This is a genomic window from Kitasatospora sp. NPDC033851 (genome assembly GCF_055576085.1).
In genome coordinates this window covers 93756-106332 of record NZ_JBVIRL010000023.1, presented here as the reverse complement: position 1 = coordinate 106332, position 12577 = coordinate 93756, and the positions used below count along the sequence as shown (strand labels likewise).

At 71.6% G+C, this 12577-nt stretch carries 15 protein-coding genes; 6 read left to right on the top strand and 9 right to left on the bottom strand.

The genetic code is table 11. The features are described from left to right. Positions 1-286 precede the first annotated feature (286 nt). Positions 287-1267 carry an LAETG motif-containing sortase-dependent surface protein gene (locus tag ACZ51D_RS33585; RefSeq protein ID WP_465624696.1) on the top strand — a complete coding sequence of 327 codons (981 nt, stop codon included), beginning with the start codon at positions 287-289 and terminating at the stop codon, positions 1265-1267. A 168-nt stretch (positions 1268-1435) separates the two neighbouring features. Here the strand turns inward: ACZ51D_RS33585 and ACZ51D_RS33580 are convergent, their stop codons facing one another. Then, on the bottom strand, positions 1436-1891 hold the full coding sequence (locus ACZ51D_RS33580) for a peptidoglycan-binding domain-containing protein (RefSeq protein WP_465624694.1): 456 nt from the start codon (positions 1889-1891) through the stop codon (positions 1436-1438). A 193-nt stretch (positions 1892-2084) separates the two neighbouring features. On the opposite strand from ACZ51D_RS33580, the gene ACZ51D_RS33575 reads away from it, so the two are divergent. After that, on the top strand, positions 2085-3080 hold the full coding sequence (locus tag ACZ51D_RS33575) for an ArsR/SmtB family transcription factor (protein WP_465664367.1): 996 nt from the start codon (positions 2085-2087) through the stop codon (positions 3078-3080). A 195-nt stretch (positions 3081-3275) separates the two neighbouring features. On the opposite strand, the gene ACZ51D_RS33570 is transcribed toward ACZ51D_RS33575, so the two are convergent. After that, complete coding sequence (locus ACZ51D_RS33570) at positions 3276-4097, bottom strand: maleylpyruvate isomerase N-terminal domain-containing protein (protein WP_465664366.1); 822 nt, start codon at positions 4095-4097, stop codon at positions 3276-3278. Between the two features lie 321 nt (positions 4098-4418). On the opposite strand from ACZ51D_RS33570, the gene ACZ51D_RS33565 reads away from it, so the two are divergent. Then, a complete protein-coding gene (locus tag ACZ51D_RS33565) occupies positions 4419-4550 on the top strand; it encodes an ATP-binding protein (RefSeq protein ID WP_465664383.1) in 132 nt (43 codons plus the stop codon). Positions 4551-4807: 257 nt separating this feature from the next. On the opposite strand, the gene ACZ51D_RS33560 is transcribed toward ACZ51D_RS33565, so the two are convergent. The 3 genes from ACZ51D_RS33560 to ACZ51D_RS33550 all read right to left on the bottom strand — a co-directional run bounded on the left by ACZ51D_RS33560 (position 4808) and on the right by ACZ51D_RS33550 (position 7060). Then, a complete protein-coding gene (locus ACZ51D_RS33560; protein ID WP_465664365.1) occupies positions 4808-5542 on the bottom strand; it encodes a class I SAM-dependent methyltransferase in 735 nt (244 codons plus the stop codon). 230 nt (positions 5543-5772) lie between these two features. Continuing rightward, complete coding sequence (locus tag ACZ51D_RS33555; protein ID WP_465624684.1) at positions 5773-6228, bottom strand: hypothetical protein; 456 nt, start codon at positions 6226-6228, stop codon at positions 5773-5775. A gap of 406 nt (positions 6229-6634) precedes the next feature. Further along, on the bottom strand, positions 6635-7060 hold the full coding sequence (locus ACZ51D_RS33550; protein ID WP_465624682.1) for a hypothetical protein: 426 nt from the start codon (positions 7058-7060) through the stop codon (positions 6635-6637). A 450-nt stretch (positions 7061-7510) separates the two neighbouring features. On the opposite strand from ACZ51D_RS33550, the gene ACZ51D_RS33545 reads away from it, so the two are divergent. Beyond that, on the top strand, positions 7511-8203 hold the full coding sequence (locus ACZ51D_RS33545; RefSeq protein WP_465664364.1) for an SDR family oxidoreductase: 693 nt from the start codon (positions 7511-7513) through the stop codon (positions 8201-8203). 99 nt (positions 8204-8302) lie between these two features. On the opposite strand, the gene ACZ51D_RS33540 is transcribed toward ACZ51D_RS33545, so the two are convergent. From ACZ51D_RS33540 to ACZ51D_RS33530, 3 genes are all read right to left on the bottom strand, one after another. Next, positions 8303-8572, bottom strand: coding sequence for a DUF5958 family protein (locus ACZ51D_RS33540; RefSeq protein WP_465664382.1), 270 nt, complete (start codon positions 8570-8572; stop codon positions 8303-8305). Next, on the bottom strand, positions 8573-8704 hold the full coding sequence (locus ACZ51D_RS33535; protein ID WP_465664363.1) for a DUF5958 family protein: 132 nt from the start codon (positions 8702-8704) through the stop codon (positions 8573-8575). Between the two features lie 455 nt (positions 8705-9159). Then, positions 9160-9867 carry a DUF4386 domain-containing protein gene (locus ACZ51D_RS33530; RefSeq protein ID WP_360506752.1) on the bottom strand — a complete coding sequence of 236 codons (708 nt, stop codon included), beginning with the start codon at positions 9865-9867 and terminating at the stop codon, positions 9160-9162. Positions 9868-9983: 116 nt separating this feature from the next. On the opposite strand from ACZ51D_RS33530, the gene ACZ51D_RS33525 reads away from it, so the two are divergent. Further along, positions 9984-10721: a TetR/AcrR family transcriptional regulator gene (locus tag ACZ51D_RS33525; RefSeq protein WP_465664362.1), complete on the top strand. Its 738-nt coding sequence runs from the start codon at positions 9984-9986 to the stop codon at positions 10719-10721. A 776-nt stretch (positions 10722-11497) separates the two neighbouring features. Here the strand turns inward: ACZ51D_RS33525 and ACZ51D_RS33520 are convergent. Further along, a complete protein-coding gene (locus ACZ51D_RS33520) occupies positions 11498-12082 on the bottom strand; it encodes a DinB family protein (RefSeq protein ID WP_465664361.1) in 585 nt (194 codons plus the stop codon). 5 nt (positions 12083-12087) lie between these two features. Here ACZ51D_RS33520 and ACZ51D_RS33515 point away from each other — a divergent pair, with 5 nt between their 5' ends. After that, positions 12088-12216 (top strand): hypothetical protein, encoded by a 129-nt coding sequence (locus ACZ51D_RS33515; protein ID WP_465664360.1) that lies wholly within the window; start codon positions 12088-12090, stop codon positions 12214-12216. The last annotated feature ends 361 nt before the right edge of the window (positions 12217-12577 follow it).

Here is a 12577-nt window from a genome sequence, read left to right as displayed (position 1 = left end):
TCGTGTTCGGCCTGATCCCGGGCGTCGAGGCGGGCCCGGGTGCGGGTGCGGTACTCGGTGGTTGGGCCTCATCCGGCAGGACCCGGACACCGGACGGTGGCGGATGCACGACCTCATCCACGCCTACGCCACATCCACGCCTACGCCACCGAGCAGGCCCAGCAGAGCGGCGAAGACCTGCTCGGCAGGGGTGCGGGGCCCGGGACCGCGGGGCCATCGGGTACGGTCACGGTTTCACGTCCGCTCAGTTCCGGTGACGGTCCGTCCGGATCGCCACCGGGGAGCGGTGAGTCCCACCCGAACCGTGTACAACCCCCTAGGGAGCTTCCTCGTGCACCAACTCCTGCGCCGGAGCGTTCCGGCCCTCGCCGCCCTCGGCATAGCCGTCGGCGCTCCGCTGCTCACCGCCGGCACCGCCCAGGCCCAGGCCGAGCACGGGTGCGGCGCCGTCGGCGTCCAGTTCTCCGTCGACGGCGGCAAGGGCTGGATCTCCGACGGCCGGATGTCCCAGCCGCATGGCGTCATCCAGGTCCGCCTGGTCGGCGACGTCGTGGACGGCTGCGACTACCGGGTCTCGCTGGCCTCCTACGACACCGAGGGGCCGACCTGGGCCACCTCGGGCAAGCAGACCTTCCTCGGCTGGGCGACCACCACGCTGCGCAGCGGGAACCGCCAGGCGACCCTGGACGTCTCCGCCCACCTGCCGAAGTGCTACGGCCAGATCGACCTGTACAACGGCGACAAGAAGTTCGACGGCGTCGCCAACCCCGCGCCGAGGTACCCGGACGGTGTCTTCCCGGACAACCTGATCTCGGCCTGGAACGGCGGCAAGGCCTGCGTGCCGACGCCGACCGGCACGCCGACCGTCCCGGTGCCGACCTCCTCGGTGTCGCCCACGGCCACCGCGACCCCGCACCCGACCGGGACGCCCACCGCCACGACGACGCCTTCGGCCACCGCCACCGCGACGGCCACCGCCTCGCCCTCCACCACCGCCAAGCCGTCGGCGCCGGCCACCACCGGGACGCCGTCCAGTGGCACCCCGTCGACCGCCCCGGCGGTGCCGGCGCCGTCCGCCCCGGCGGACACGACCGGCCCGGTCGGCAAGCCGACCGCCAATCCGGTCTCGACCACGCCGGCCAGCACCCTGGCCAGCACGGGTGGCAACAGCAGCCAGATGATCGTCTACGGCGCTGGTGGGGCCGCGCTGCTCGCCGTCGGCGGGGGCGCGCTGGTGATCGCCCGCCGTCGGGGCGCCCGCCGCTGACGCGGCACCGCTGAGGTACCCAGGACGCCCGCGGTCCCCGGACCGCGGGCGTCCGTCGTCCGTTCACCCCGGACGGTCCGGACGGCACGCCAGAGCGGTGGGTGAGGTCGGTGCCGATCTGGCCGAGCGGCCCCGCCCGGCCAGACCCTCGCGGCACTCCGGGTCAGCTCAACAGCCCGTGGCGTTGTAGTTCCAGAACGCGGCCCTGGTTTGCGGTCCGGCGATCCCGTCGGGGGTTCCGGCGTTGTAGCCAGTGGCGTTCAGGAACTTCTGCAGCGCCGTGATCGTGTTGGGTCCGACGGCGCCGTCGACGGTACCGGCGTTGTAGTGCCAGGCGTTGAGCATCCTCTGCGCCGCCGCCCAGCTGTTGGGGCCCAGCTGCCCGTCGGGGGTGCCGGCGTTGAAGCCCCAGGCGTTCAGGCAGCTCTGCCAGTTCATGGCCCTGTCCGTACTCAGGCCGAGGTTGTTCACCGCGAGGATGGAGGCGTCCTGGACGCTCGCCGCAGGCCTGACGGCCGGTCGGGAAGCCGCGAAGCCCGCACTCGCCCCCGCCATGCTGCCGGCGGCTATGCCGACCGCGACGGTGACGCTGACGAGGGTCCTGGCGAAGGCGTTCGATCGCATGCGTTTGCCTCTCTGATGTCCGGTCGGTCGCCTCGGGATCCGGATGGGCGACCACAGGGGCACTGTGTTCCCTGCCCCAACAGCATCGGTCGCGGCCACCGGCGACGTCGTCCTGTTTCAACCTGGCGTGAACAACGACGTATGGGAAGAATCGGCACCCACAGCGGCACACCGGACGGGCGGCGGAGGACGGATGGTCTACCGGTTCCACTTCACCGGCGCCGACCTTGCCCGCACCCGCGTCGCAACGTCGGTCCCGCCGCTGGAAGAACTGAGCATCGCGCTGCGCGTCCTACAGGACCGCAACCAGGCACTGCGCTTCGGCGCGTGGCGCCGCGAAGTCTGGGCCCGCCTGCCGCCCCAGGCGCGCATGGTGCTCGACCTGGCACCCCGCCACGGATGGGCGCCTGCCTTCCTGAGCCCGCGAGGAATCGGCAGCGTCCCCGAGTTGCTGGAGCAGGTCGCCGCCACACCGTCAAAACAACTCCGGGCAAACCTGGCCCGGATCGCCGAGCGGCAACGCATGCCCGGCTGGGCCTCCGGGTTGGGCGACGACCCCGAGGTGCTACGGCAGCTTGTCGACGCCCTCGGCCGGGTCCACGCAACCGTCCTGGCCCCGTACTGGCCCCAGGTCACCGACCAGGTCGCGGCCGACCTGGCCGTCCGGTCCCGTGAGCTCCTGCACGGCGGTGTCGAGCGGCTGCTGACCGGGCTGTGCCCGCCGCGTATCCGGTGGCGGGCACCCGTGCTGGAGGTCGACCTGGTGTCCGGACTGGAAGGTGACGTCCACCTGGGGGGCCGGGGCCTGCTGCTGATGCCGTCCGCGTTCGCCACGCAAGCACCCGTGGTCGATCCGGATGCCGAACCCCAGCCCATCCTGACCTACCCCGCCCACCGCGATGAGAAGGCCGGCCCTCTGACCCTCATGACCCCGACCGCAACGGACGGCACACCGGCACCACTGGCCGCGCTGCTGGGCCGAACCCGCGCCGCCGTACTGCGCATCATCGCGCAACGCCCCGGCTGCACGACCGGTGAGATCGCCACGGCCCTGGGCGTTGGCCCCTCCAGTGCCAGTCAGCACGCCACCGTGCTGCGCGAGGCCGGCCTGATCACCACACTTCGCCACCACAACACCGCCCTTCACACGCCCACCGCCGCCGGACTCGCACTGCTGGACACCGCGTAGGAGGCACCATTGAAGTGTCTCCGTCTTCAAAACGTGCTGGTCAGCGGGGCTGGCGTGACGGTCCTTGCCCGTGCCGGCCCGGGCCGGCCTTCTCCCGCAGCGCACCTGCGTCGGCCGCCCGGCAGCAGGAAATCGGTCTCGGTCGGCCAGGTCCGGCACAACAGCTGGGGCGGGCGTCGGTCCGCTGGTGGCGGGTCAGCCGCTGGCGTGAACGGTGTTGTCGATCCAGTGCCGGGCAAGGGCGGTGTCGCCCTCCACGGTGATGCCGGTGGTGTCGTGGCCGGTGAGCGGGAGCCGTCGGGTCAGGGTCAGCAGGAGCGAGCGTGCCGGGCCGGTGACCGTCACGTCGGCGGGCTGAATCCGAGGCTGCCACCTCGCCCCGTCGGCGTGCCGTTCCACGAACCAGGCGCCCGCGTCACCGGGCATGTCGGTGGCGAGCCACTGCAGGGTTTGCCCCGAACCGCTGATCGCTGTGGCGGACTCCGGGCGCTGCAGCTTCCACGTGGGGGAGGCGAGCATGGTGAAGTGGTTGCCGATGAGAGCCGCCGCGATGTCGGCGTCGATGTCGGTCAGTCGGTCGGCTTCGCGGACCGTGTTGGCTGCGGCGGCCGCGTCGAAGCCGTGGACGACCGCCTCGTTGAGGAGGCTGGACATCCAAAAAAGCGCTCCCGGCCGCTCGTCTCCCGCGGCGTTGAACACCGGCGCGTCCAGCGCGTCGTCCGAGCACGCGTTCGCGGCCCGCCGCGCGGACTCCGACAGCCACGTCGGCCACTCGCGGGGGTCAGCGGGGAGTACGGCCAGCTCCGTGGGCAGCTGTGCGGGGTCGGTGATGCGCCGCTCGATGATCTCCGCGACCCAGTGCTGGGTCCGGCCCACGTGCTCGACCAGGTCGGTGACGGTCCACTTCGGAGCCGTCGGCACCGCGGCGTCGGGTCCGGCCAGGACGGCTGAGGCCGCCAGACGCTCCGTGTGCTCGACGATCGTCCGGCGGGCGTGTTCCGCGTTCAGCTCGATCATTTTCTTCGTCCCTTCGGAAGGTGCCGCTCCAGCGGTCACCGGGAAGTCCGTTGTCGCCTGGCACAGGAGAAGACCACGCCCGCGCGGGAAACTCATCGCTCACCCTCCGAAAACTTTTTCCGGCCATCACCGTGCCGGCCCCACAGTCGACCGTCAGCAGCCCCTCCCGTCCGGACAGCGACGACCGCAGCGGACGCGCAGCAGGCGAACCGCGCGACCCGGGACGACCACGCGGCCGCCACCAGGCCGCCACCGCCGCAGCGTTCTACCGCGTGATCGACGCCGCCCACGAACGCCGGTCCATGATCGTGATTCGACACGATCACGCCCAAGACCATCGCCACCGCGGCGGTCGACCGGCTCCTGCACCACTCGCACATCGTGCTGACCGAGGGCACCAGCCTCCGGCTCGCCCGGGCCACCTACGGCCAGGGCGTCGTCCCGCTCACGTGAGCCGGAGTTGGGGTCCGGCCGGATCCCAACACCGACCGGACCCAATGCCCAACCCGGCCGGTCCACCGCGGCGCTGGGTTGCCAACGGCCTGAGACGGGTGGGTCGGTGAGCATCGCACACCTCACGAGATGCGCGGCCTCGCCCTGCCGATGTCACCCCGTTAGCCCGAGCCCTACCGGTGCTCGGGCAGACACGACCTGATGCCCGGGGCATGGGGCGGACCCGCTCGGCCGGGTTCCCGCCCCCGAGCTCGGGATCAAGCGAGCGCGATCAGCCGGTACACCGGGTCCGGTCGGGGTGTGTCCTGGTCGGGCAGCGCGGCCAGGCCGCGGAGGATCTCGGCGATCTCGTCCGCGGTGGCCTCGCGGCTCCAGGGAAAGCTGCCGGCTGCGATGCGCTCGCTCCACTGGCGCGGGCTGCGTCCCTGGCCGGCCCCGACGAACCTCTCCTCGGCGACCGGTCGGATTCCGCACCCGGCCGCCAGGCGGGCCACCCGATCGAACTGATCCGCAGCCCGCGGAGCGTACTTCCCGCGTACTGCCGCCGTCACGGCGGCTACATCGCTGTCGACGTGGAACGCCGCTTCGTCCTTGTCCACCGTGGTGACCACCGCGCCTTCGCGACGGATCACCCGCGCGGCCTCGGCGACAACCGGCTCCGCGTCGGCAAGCAGGTGGAGCAGCCAGATCAGGACCACCGCGTCCACCCGGGCGGTTGCAATGGGCAGGCGTGCGGCATCCCCGAGCACGAGCGCCCCGGGAAGACGCCCCGTCGCCATACTCGTCATCCCCGGCGAGCGGTCGAGGCCGATGACCGTGCGGGCGGGGTGCGACAGCCTTCTCGTCACGATGCCAGTGCCACAAGCCACGTCCACCACGGTCCGTGCGGCGTCCGGCAGCAGTCGCTCGATCGCTTCCGCAGCCGCGGCGGCACGAGCCTCGCCTCCCCGAGAGGCGTCATACGACTCCGCCTCGACGTTGTAATCGATCACTCGCCTCAACTTAGTGGAGGACACGCCCGGACGAGTGACTCATGGTCATACCGCAGCGGGAGATGACTGTCCGCCCGCGAGGATCACGAACTGTCCGCCTACCCGGACGGACCAGTGGCCGTGGACATCGTCGGGCTCGTCCCCGTCCTGGGCGGTGTCGTGGTCGGCGTCGACCGGGGTTCCGTCCTCGAACTGCGCGTCTCCGCCGTCGCCGGACGAGCAATCGAGAGTCAGGAGTCGGCCTCTGCGTCTCGCGCCCATTCCTCGCGCGGTCGCAGCCGCGCCAGGAGCCGTTGGGCTTCGTCGCGGACGCCGGCGTCCTGGTCCGTTGCCAACTCGCGGTACTGCTTGATCAGCCGGTCTGCGCGTTCGGTCGTCATCCATTCGGGGTTGCCGTCCAGGGCGGCTTGGATCTCATCCGCAGTCCAGGTTTCTGACGCGTAGCTTCTGGCCAGCAGCACGCAGCGGAGTCCGGTGGTGTCATTGCGTTCGAGCAGGGCCACCGCCGTCTCCTGGATGACCGCGGTGTTCTGAACATCCAGGAGGAGGCGGTGAAGGACGTCCGTCACCTCGTCGATCCTGTCCGACATCGCGAGCCGCCGCCCGGCAGCGGCGCGAACGGACCAGGCCGGCGAGTCAGCATTCTGAACCGCCGTGTCCAGCTCTTGATCATCGAAGGGTGCCATGTCCCCAGCCTGCCAGGAACCCCGGCGATCTCCAGATGATTTGGGCTAGCCTCGCTGCTGCTTGGCTTTGGTCTGCGCGAGGCGGGCCGTGCTACGACGAGGGGCCCGACGTCTTCGGCTCGTACACCCAAAAGCGATCGACAAGCGTCGTTGTGCTCTGTCTGGCCGTCAACCCCGATCGGCCGGGCGGCCCTGTCCCGCTCCCCAACTGGCCCGACGAGTACGGTCAGACCGGCTGACGTTTCACAGGTTCCGGCGGACCTGGAGGGGATTCCCGGGGCGCTGCTGCCCGAGGCGCGTGGCGCCAGTACCGGGGCGGCCGCCGTGGAGGCCGTACGAACCTTGAACAGCTCCTAAAGCAACGGTATTGCGGCTCGGCCGCCCCGGACCACCGGCGGCCGAGCCGTCACCACTGCCTGCCGCGCCTGACCAGGACCGCCAGCACCACCACGGTGGGCAGTTTGATCAGCAGGGACACGGCAAGTGCCGCGTACGAAGCGCCCTCGCCCTCCAACGTCACCACTTCGATCAAGGCACCGAGCAGCATCAGGGCCACGCTCACGGCCGCGGCCCACGCGACCGACCGCGAACGCCACACCAGGAGAAACGCGGTGACGATCAGTGCGGCACACTGGAGCAGGTCCTCCGCGCCGATCCACATCTCGGACCAGGTCCCGAGCCACGTTCGCCCTGCCGTATTCGACCCGAGCAGCGCCACCACGACCAGGGCACCGGCCAGCACCCTGCGCCGACGCGCCGACTCCGGATCGTCGGCCCCCAGCCGGTCGAGCAGGTCTCGCAGCGGCCGGTCCTCACGTATCCGACTTCTCATGACCGCACCATATCGCCGCGGTACCGCGGCCCGGGCACCCGGTCCGACTGCACCTCCGCGCAGTGGCGCAGCGTGGCGGCGGCCACGGCAGCGTCGGCGGTGGGCAGTTGGGCGATGCGGTTCGCGTGGGTGCGCCCGGGACCTGGCAGAGGTAGGAGTCCTGCGAGCCGGCTCCCAGCGCACCAGGTGCGGGCACGTTCCAGCGTCGGCAGGTGTCGGCGTACACCTGTATCTGGCTCTGGCAGGATTTTCGTAGGCGGAGATCATTTCGTCCCGGCGGTGGGCAGGAGAGCGGCCGGACCACGTACCCGTGGGAGCTCGCAGGGGCGGCGGCGGTCGAGCGGGCCTGGGCGGAGTCGGTACGGCGCGACAACCCTGGCAGCAGCTCACCCCACGTATAGTGCAGGCGTTTTGGGGAACTGATGTTCACGTCGCCGAGGAGGCCGTTGTATGGAGCCCGTCACGCTGATCACTGGTGGATCGACCGGAATCGGTGCCGCGACCGCCCGCACCCTCCTCGAGCAGGGCCACCGTGTGGCGGTCACCGGACGTGACGCGGGCAAGCTGGCCGCCTTCGCCGCTTCGGCCGGAGCGGGTGAGCGGCTGCTGACGATCACCGGCGACGCCGCCGAGGCGGAGGACGTCGCCGCCGCCGTGCGCCGCGTGGTTCAGGCGTGGGGCCGACTGGACAACGTCATTGCCAACGCCGGTTTCTCGCTGCCCGGCAACCTGGAGAGCCACGCCCCCGAGGACATGCGCGCCATGGTCCTCACCAACGTTCTGGGCCCGGCCCTGCTGGTGCGCGAGACCCTGCCGCAGCTGAGGGCATCCAAGGGCCGGATCGTGTTCATCGGTTCCGTCGCCGGGGTGCGCAACACACCCGGCAACCTGTACTCGGTCACCAAGTGGGCTGCGCACGCGCTGGCCGAGAACACCCGGCTGCTGGTCGGCAAGGACCGAGTCGGCGTGACCGTCATCGCCCCCGGAGTGGTGGACACCGCGTTCTGGGCCGAGCGCGGCGGCACCCCTGAGGACGCGATGACCCCCGAGCAGATCGCGGCCACGATCGCCTTCGCGCTCAACCAGCCTGCGGGCGTGGACATCAACCAGATCACCATGCGGCCGACCGGGCAGCTCGGCTGACGCGAGTACGACGATCGAAGCGGAGCTGAAAGCCGTCGTCCGCGATGCCGAGGGCGTCGTGGCGCAGCTGGAGGAGACGTACGGCCCCGGGGCGCCGCTTCAGTTCCCCGCACCGGTGCCCAGGCGGTGCCAGGCGTGGCCGCACCCGTTGGCGCAGAACCGAGCCCTCCGCCGCTCGTCAGCCACGCCGAGCAGTGCGACCAACAGCCGGAACGCCTTGACGCGCTCGTCCTGCCGCAGATTGACGATCTTTGTGAGCTGCTCGGTGAGGTGCCCGCGCGTGAGCAGCACGGCCGGGGTGTGGGTGGGCCGGATCCCGGCCCTGCGGATGCTCTCCGGTCCGTCCTCGATGACGGCGCGGGCCTGGATTCAGAACCCTGCCAGGTCGCGCAGGACTTCGAACCTCTCGGTGCCGGCCAGACCCTCGAACCAGTCGACACCCTGATCAAGCGGACGGATGCCTTGCGCCGGCCCGTTCAGGACCACCGCGCGCTCGTCCATCCCACCCCACCTCCACAACGCCCCGACCCATCAACCTTGCACGGTCGCGGCTCCGACCGCGCCGGCCGGAACCGCCCCCGACGGAGCGCGCACACCCGGTGCTGCGACTCATCGCCCGATACCTGCGGCGCTGCACGCACACGCCCTCGCGCGCACCGGACCGGCCGAGCGGGCCCGCGCCAGTGCGCGTCCTGACCGACGCGCCCCTCCCCCGCGACGCCTCGCTGATCCCGGGCGCCCTGGACCGCTTCAACACCGGCATCGACGACTGCCGCTCCCCGGCCGTTCCGGTCCGTGCCCGGCAGCCGCCGCATACTGCCCGGGACTCACTCAGGCCAGGGCAGTGGTGTCGGTGGTCGCGCCCAGGCCTGACGCATCCCGAAGGCGCTCCCCGGCGCCGGTACGCCTGGTGGTTCCGGACCACCAGGCGTACCGGCTGTCAGGCCGCCGGGCCGTCAGGCGGCCGCCGTGGCCTGGCGGACGGCGGGGCCGACGGGTTCGAAGCCCTTGACGATCAGCCGCAGGGCCAGCGTCACCTCCCAGACGAACACCGGCAGTGCCGCCAGCGACCCCGCGGTCGAGACCTGCTCGTAGCGGCCGAACAGTACGGCGGTCGCCGAGGCGCAGATCAACGGCCCCCCGACCAGCCCGAGCACCGCCACGAAGCGCGGCACCAGCCGTGCGCGGTACAGCAGGCAGGCGAGCACCAGGGTGTTGGCGCCCAGCACGAAGTTGGGCCCGATGAGGAAGGTCCAGTCGTGGACCGCCACCAGGGCCCGGCCCGCCGTCCGCACCGCAGCGGCGTCGGAGCCCGTGGCGCCGGCTGCGAAGTCCTGCCGGAGGGTCACCACCGACAGGACGCCGATGATGCCGACGACGATGACGGCGGCCTCCAGCAGGCGGGCACAGACGTAGCCGAGTGCGGCCCCCTCGTGCTGCCGCCGCAGGACGGGGTACAGCGTGACCCCGGTGCCGACGACCGCCGCCGCGAGCAGCAGTTCGAACAGCGCCCCGAGGAACACCCTGCCGTCGGCGCCGGGGCCGGTCACGTAGTCGGCGCCCTTCAGGACGGGCCCGTACAGCACGAGGCCGCCGACCGCGGTGATCTCGGTGACAAGGAACAGGACACCCGCGACGACCGCGGTTCCTCTGGTTGGGCTCACCTGGACACTCCCCTCGAAAGGTGTACGGCGTACACCTGGCACTCACGGTAGGCGTACGCCGTACACTCGTCAAGCCGGAACACCGGTCCGGCAGTCGAACCGAGGGAGACCGGCAGATGGCCCAGCCGACGGACGCGGCCCGACGGGCCCCCCTGAGCAGGGACCGGGTGCTGCGCGCGGCCGTCGCGCTCGCCGACGGGACGGGGATCGAGGCGCTCAGCATGCGCCGGCTCGCCCAGGAGCTGGGCGTGGTGCCGATGGCGCTCTACAAGCACGTCGCCAACAAGGAGGAGCTGCTGGACGGCATGGTCGACGCGGTGGTCGGCGGGATCGGGTCGCCGGACCTCGGCCCCGACTGGCGCGCCGCCGTCCGCGGGCGGATCCTCGCGGCCCGGGAGGCGCTGCGGAGCCACCCCTGGGCCCTGCAGGTGATCCGGTCCCGGAGCGGCCCCACCCCGGCGCTGCTCGCCCACATGGACGCGGTGATCGGCAGCTTCCGGACCGGCGGGCTCTCGGTCGACCTCACCCATCACGTGATGCACGCCCTGGGCAGTCGCATTCTCGGCTTCACCCAGGAGGTCTTCGACGCTCCGCCCGCCACCGCCACCGCGCCCGGTACTGGGCCCGACCCGCGTGCCGCCGAGCAGGACGCGGCGTTCCGGCAGCTGGCGGAGCGGTACCCCTACGTCGCGGAGCTGGCCGGGGCAAGCGCCCACGACGACGACTCCGTGGTGGGCCATGGCTGCGACGACCAGTTCGAGTTCGAGTTCGCGCTCGACCTGCTGTTGGACGGCTTCGAACGGCTCCGGCAGCAGGGCTGGACCTCGTCCCCCGCCGGCGGACGGGCCGACTGACCAGACGCCCACCAGACCCGGCACGGCGGAAGGCCTGCGGGGCGCGGGACCGGACGCCACGTCCGGCCCTCGCTCAGACTCCTCGCCCGCCACGCCGACCGCTCGACGGTGGGCACGGCGTTCCCGCGGCAGGCCCAGCGCAAGGCCCGCCGCAAGTACGAGAACCGCGTCAGCATCCGCACGCCGGCCGGGCCAGGTGCCGGCCTGCGGGTCCGCGACCGGGCAGCCGGTCGGCCGGAGACGAGGGCGACCCCGTTCCCGAGGTCGTCGCAGACCTCGGTCCAACCAGCCAGGCGGCCGCGCTGTTCGAGAGCCCGGACGCCGGGGGCGGCTGGCCAGGTGAGGTGACCAGGCCGTCACCGAGGGCGGAGTCACGGCGCGCCTCACCCAGGCCGCGATCGGTGGGCTGCGTCCAGCCGGTGGCCTGGCTCAGGCTGGGCACCGGCACCTCGTCGGGAAGCCGCCTGAGCGACCGGAGCGACCGGAGCGACCGAGGCCGCGGATTGGTCGGTGGCGGCGCGGTGGCGGCCGGCCCGGTGGAGCACGACCGGGCCGAGGTCGCCGGTTGTGAAGGTCTGGGGCCGCCGAAGTGGTCGGCGACGAACCGGCCGGGTTTCCCGATGGAGCGGTCTCCCACCACCTTGCGGACGAGCAGCGAGTGACGGAGGCAATGGGCCGGCCGGCTGCCAGAGCTCCCCAGGAACCAGACGCTTCGATAGATCAGCACCCCCGACCGGCATCATGGCGCACGAACATCAAGCCACGTGGGACAACCTCTAAGCCTTGATTGGCGCGGCCGATCTGGCGACCTGCTCGATCTTCGCGCAGTAGGCCGCACGGGCCTCCTCGTCGATTTGCTTCCCGTGTTCGGGGCGCACCCCGGTCCGGCCGTCGAGGCTCTCGCGCAGGATGTCGGCGTGCCCGGCATGCCGGTTGGACTCGCCGAGGACATGGACCATGACGGCGAACAGGTTCGTGTTGGGACAAGGCTCCGGCCACCACGGCACGTGGCCGGGGGCGTCGAGGGGAAGCTCGTTGATCGTCGCGTCCGCGTGTTCCCACGTGCGCCGGTAGAACCCGATGATCTGATCGCGGGTCTCGTCCTCGGTCGCCCACAGATCGCTGCCGTCATAGTCCTGCCACCGGGGCAGCGGTTCCGGGGAAGGGCGGTCGAAGACCTCGCCGAAGTATCTGGCCTCGACGGTGGCCACGTGTTTGACCAGGCCGAGGAGGTTGGTCCCGGTCGCTGTCAAAGGTCGGCGGGCGTCGTATTCGGACAAGCCGTCGAGTTTCCAGAGCAGCGCGTTGCGGTCCCGCCGCAGTCTCCCGTGCAGGTTGTCTTTCGCGTATTCATCGATCATGCGGCATGAGCCTGCCATGGGCTGCTCGTGGTCTCAAGATCCCGTACGTGGTCCGCAACGACTGGCAGAGCCGAGGCCTGGCCATGGCCGCCGCCCTGACCTGCTACAAGAAGCTCTCGAAACTTGCCACGTGAGACAACCTCCTAGGCACGGACTGTCCCGGTCCTCGGGCAGTGGTTCCGGATCACCCGTGTCGGGCTTCCGGACCTGCCGATCTGGTGGGTTCTCGCCGTCCTGAAGACCGGCTCGCCTTCAGCCTCCGGCCGCGCCGGGCACCGCGGTCTTCGGCTCGGAAGCCCCGGGCAGTCCGCCGGATGGTTCCGGGGGCGGGCTGCCCGGGGTCGCGCCGGACGGGCCGAGGGAGCCCGCCGGCGCGATGGGGAGGGATCCTGGCTCCCGGGTGGGGCCGCGTGGGCCCGGGCCGCCTGCTCACGCGGCGTCGATGCGGGTCTCCAGGTCACGGAGTCCCGTGCACCACCCGGCCCGGGCGGGGCA

Bases quoted from the DNA above. Each gene is read 5' to 3' on its own strand.
- ACZ51D_RS33575 (WP_465664367.1), top strand. From the start codon at position 2,085: ATGGTCTACCGGTTCCACTTCACCGGCGCCGACCTTGCCCGCACCCGC.
- ACZ51D_RS33555 (WP_465624684.1), bottom strand. From the start codon at position 6,228: ATGGCACCCTTCGATGATCAAGAGCTGGACACGGCGGTTCAGAATGCT.
- ACZ51D_RS33520 (WP_465664361.1), bottom strand. From the start codon at position 12,082: ATGATCGATGAATACGCGAAAGACAACCTGCACGGGAGACTGCGGCGG.
- ACZ51D_RS33525 (WP_465664362.1), top strand. From the start codon at position 9,984: ATGGCCCAGCCGACGGACGCGGCCCGACGGGCCCCCCTGAGCAGGGAC.
- ACZ51D_RS33535 (WP_465664363.1), bottom strand. From the start codon at position 8,704: ATGGACGAGCGCGCGGTGGTCCTGAACGGGCCGGCGCAAGGCATCCGT.
- ACZ51D_RS33545 (WP_465664364.1), top strand. From the start codon at position 7,511: ATGGAGCCCGTCACGCTGATCACTGGTGGATCGACCGGAATCGGTGCC.
- ACZ51D_RS33580 (WP_465624694.1), bottom strand. From the start codon at position 1,891: ATGCGATCGAACGCCTTCGCCAGGACCCTCGTCAGCGTCACCGTCGCG.
- ACZ51D_RS33570 (WP_465664366.1), bottom strand. From the start codon at position 4,097: ATGATCGAGCTGAACGCGGAACACGCCCGCCGGACGATCGTCGAGCAC.
- ACZ51D_RS33550 (WP_465624682.1), bottom strand. From the start codon at position 7,060: ATGAGAAGTCGGATACGTGAGGACCGGCCGCTGCGAGACCTGCTCGAC.
- ACZ51D_RS33515 (WP_465664360.1), top strand. From the start codon at position 12,088: ATGAGCCTGCCATGGGCTGCTCGTGGTCTCAAGATCCCGTACGTGGTC.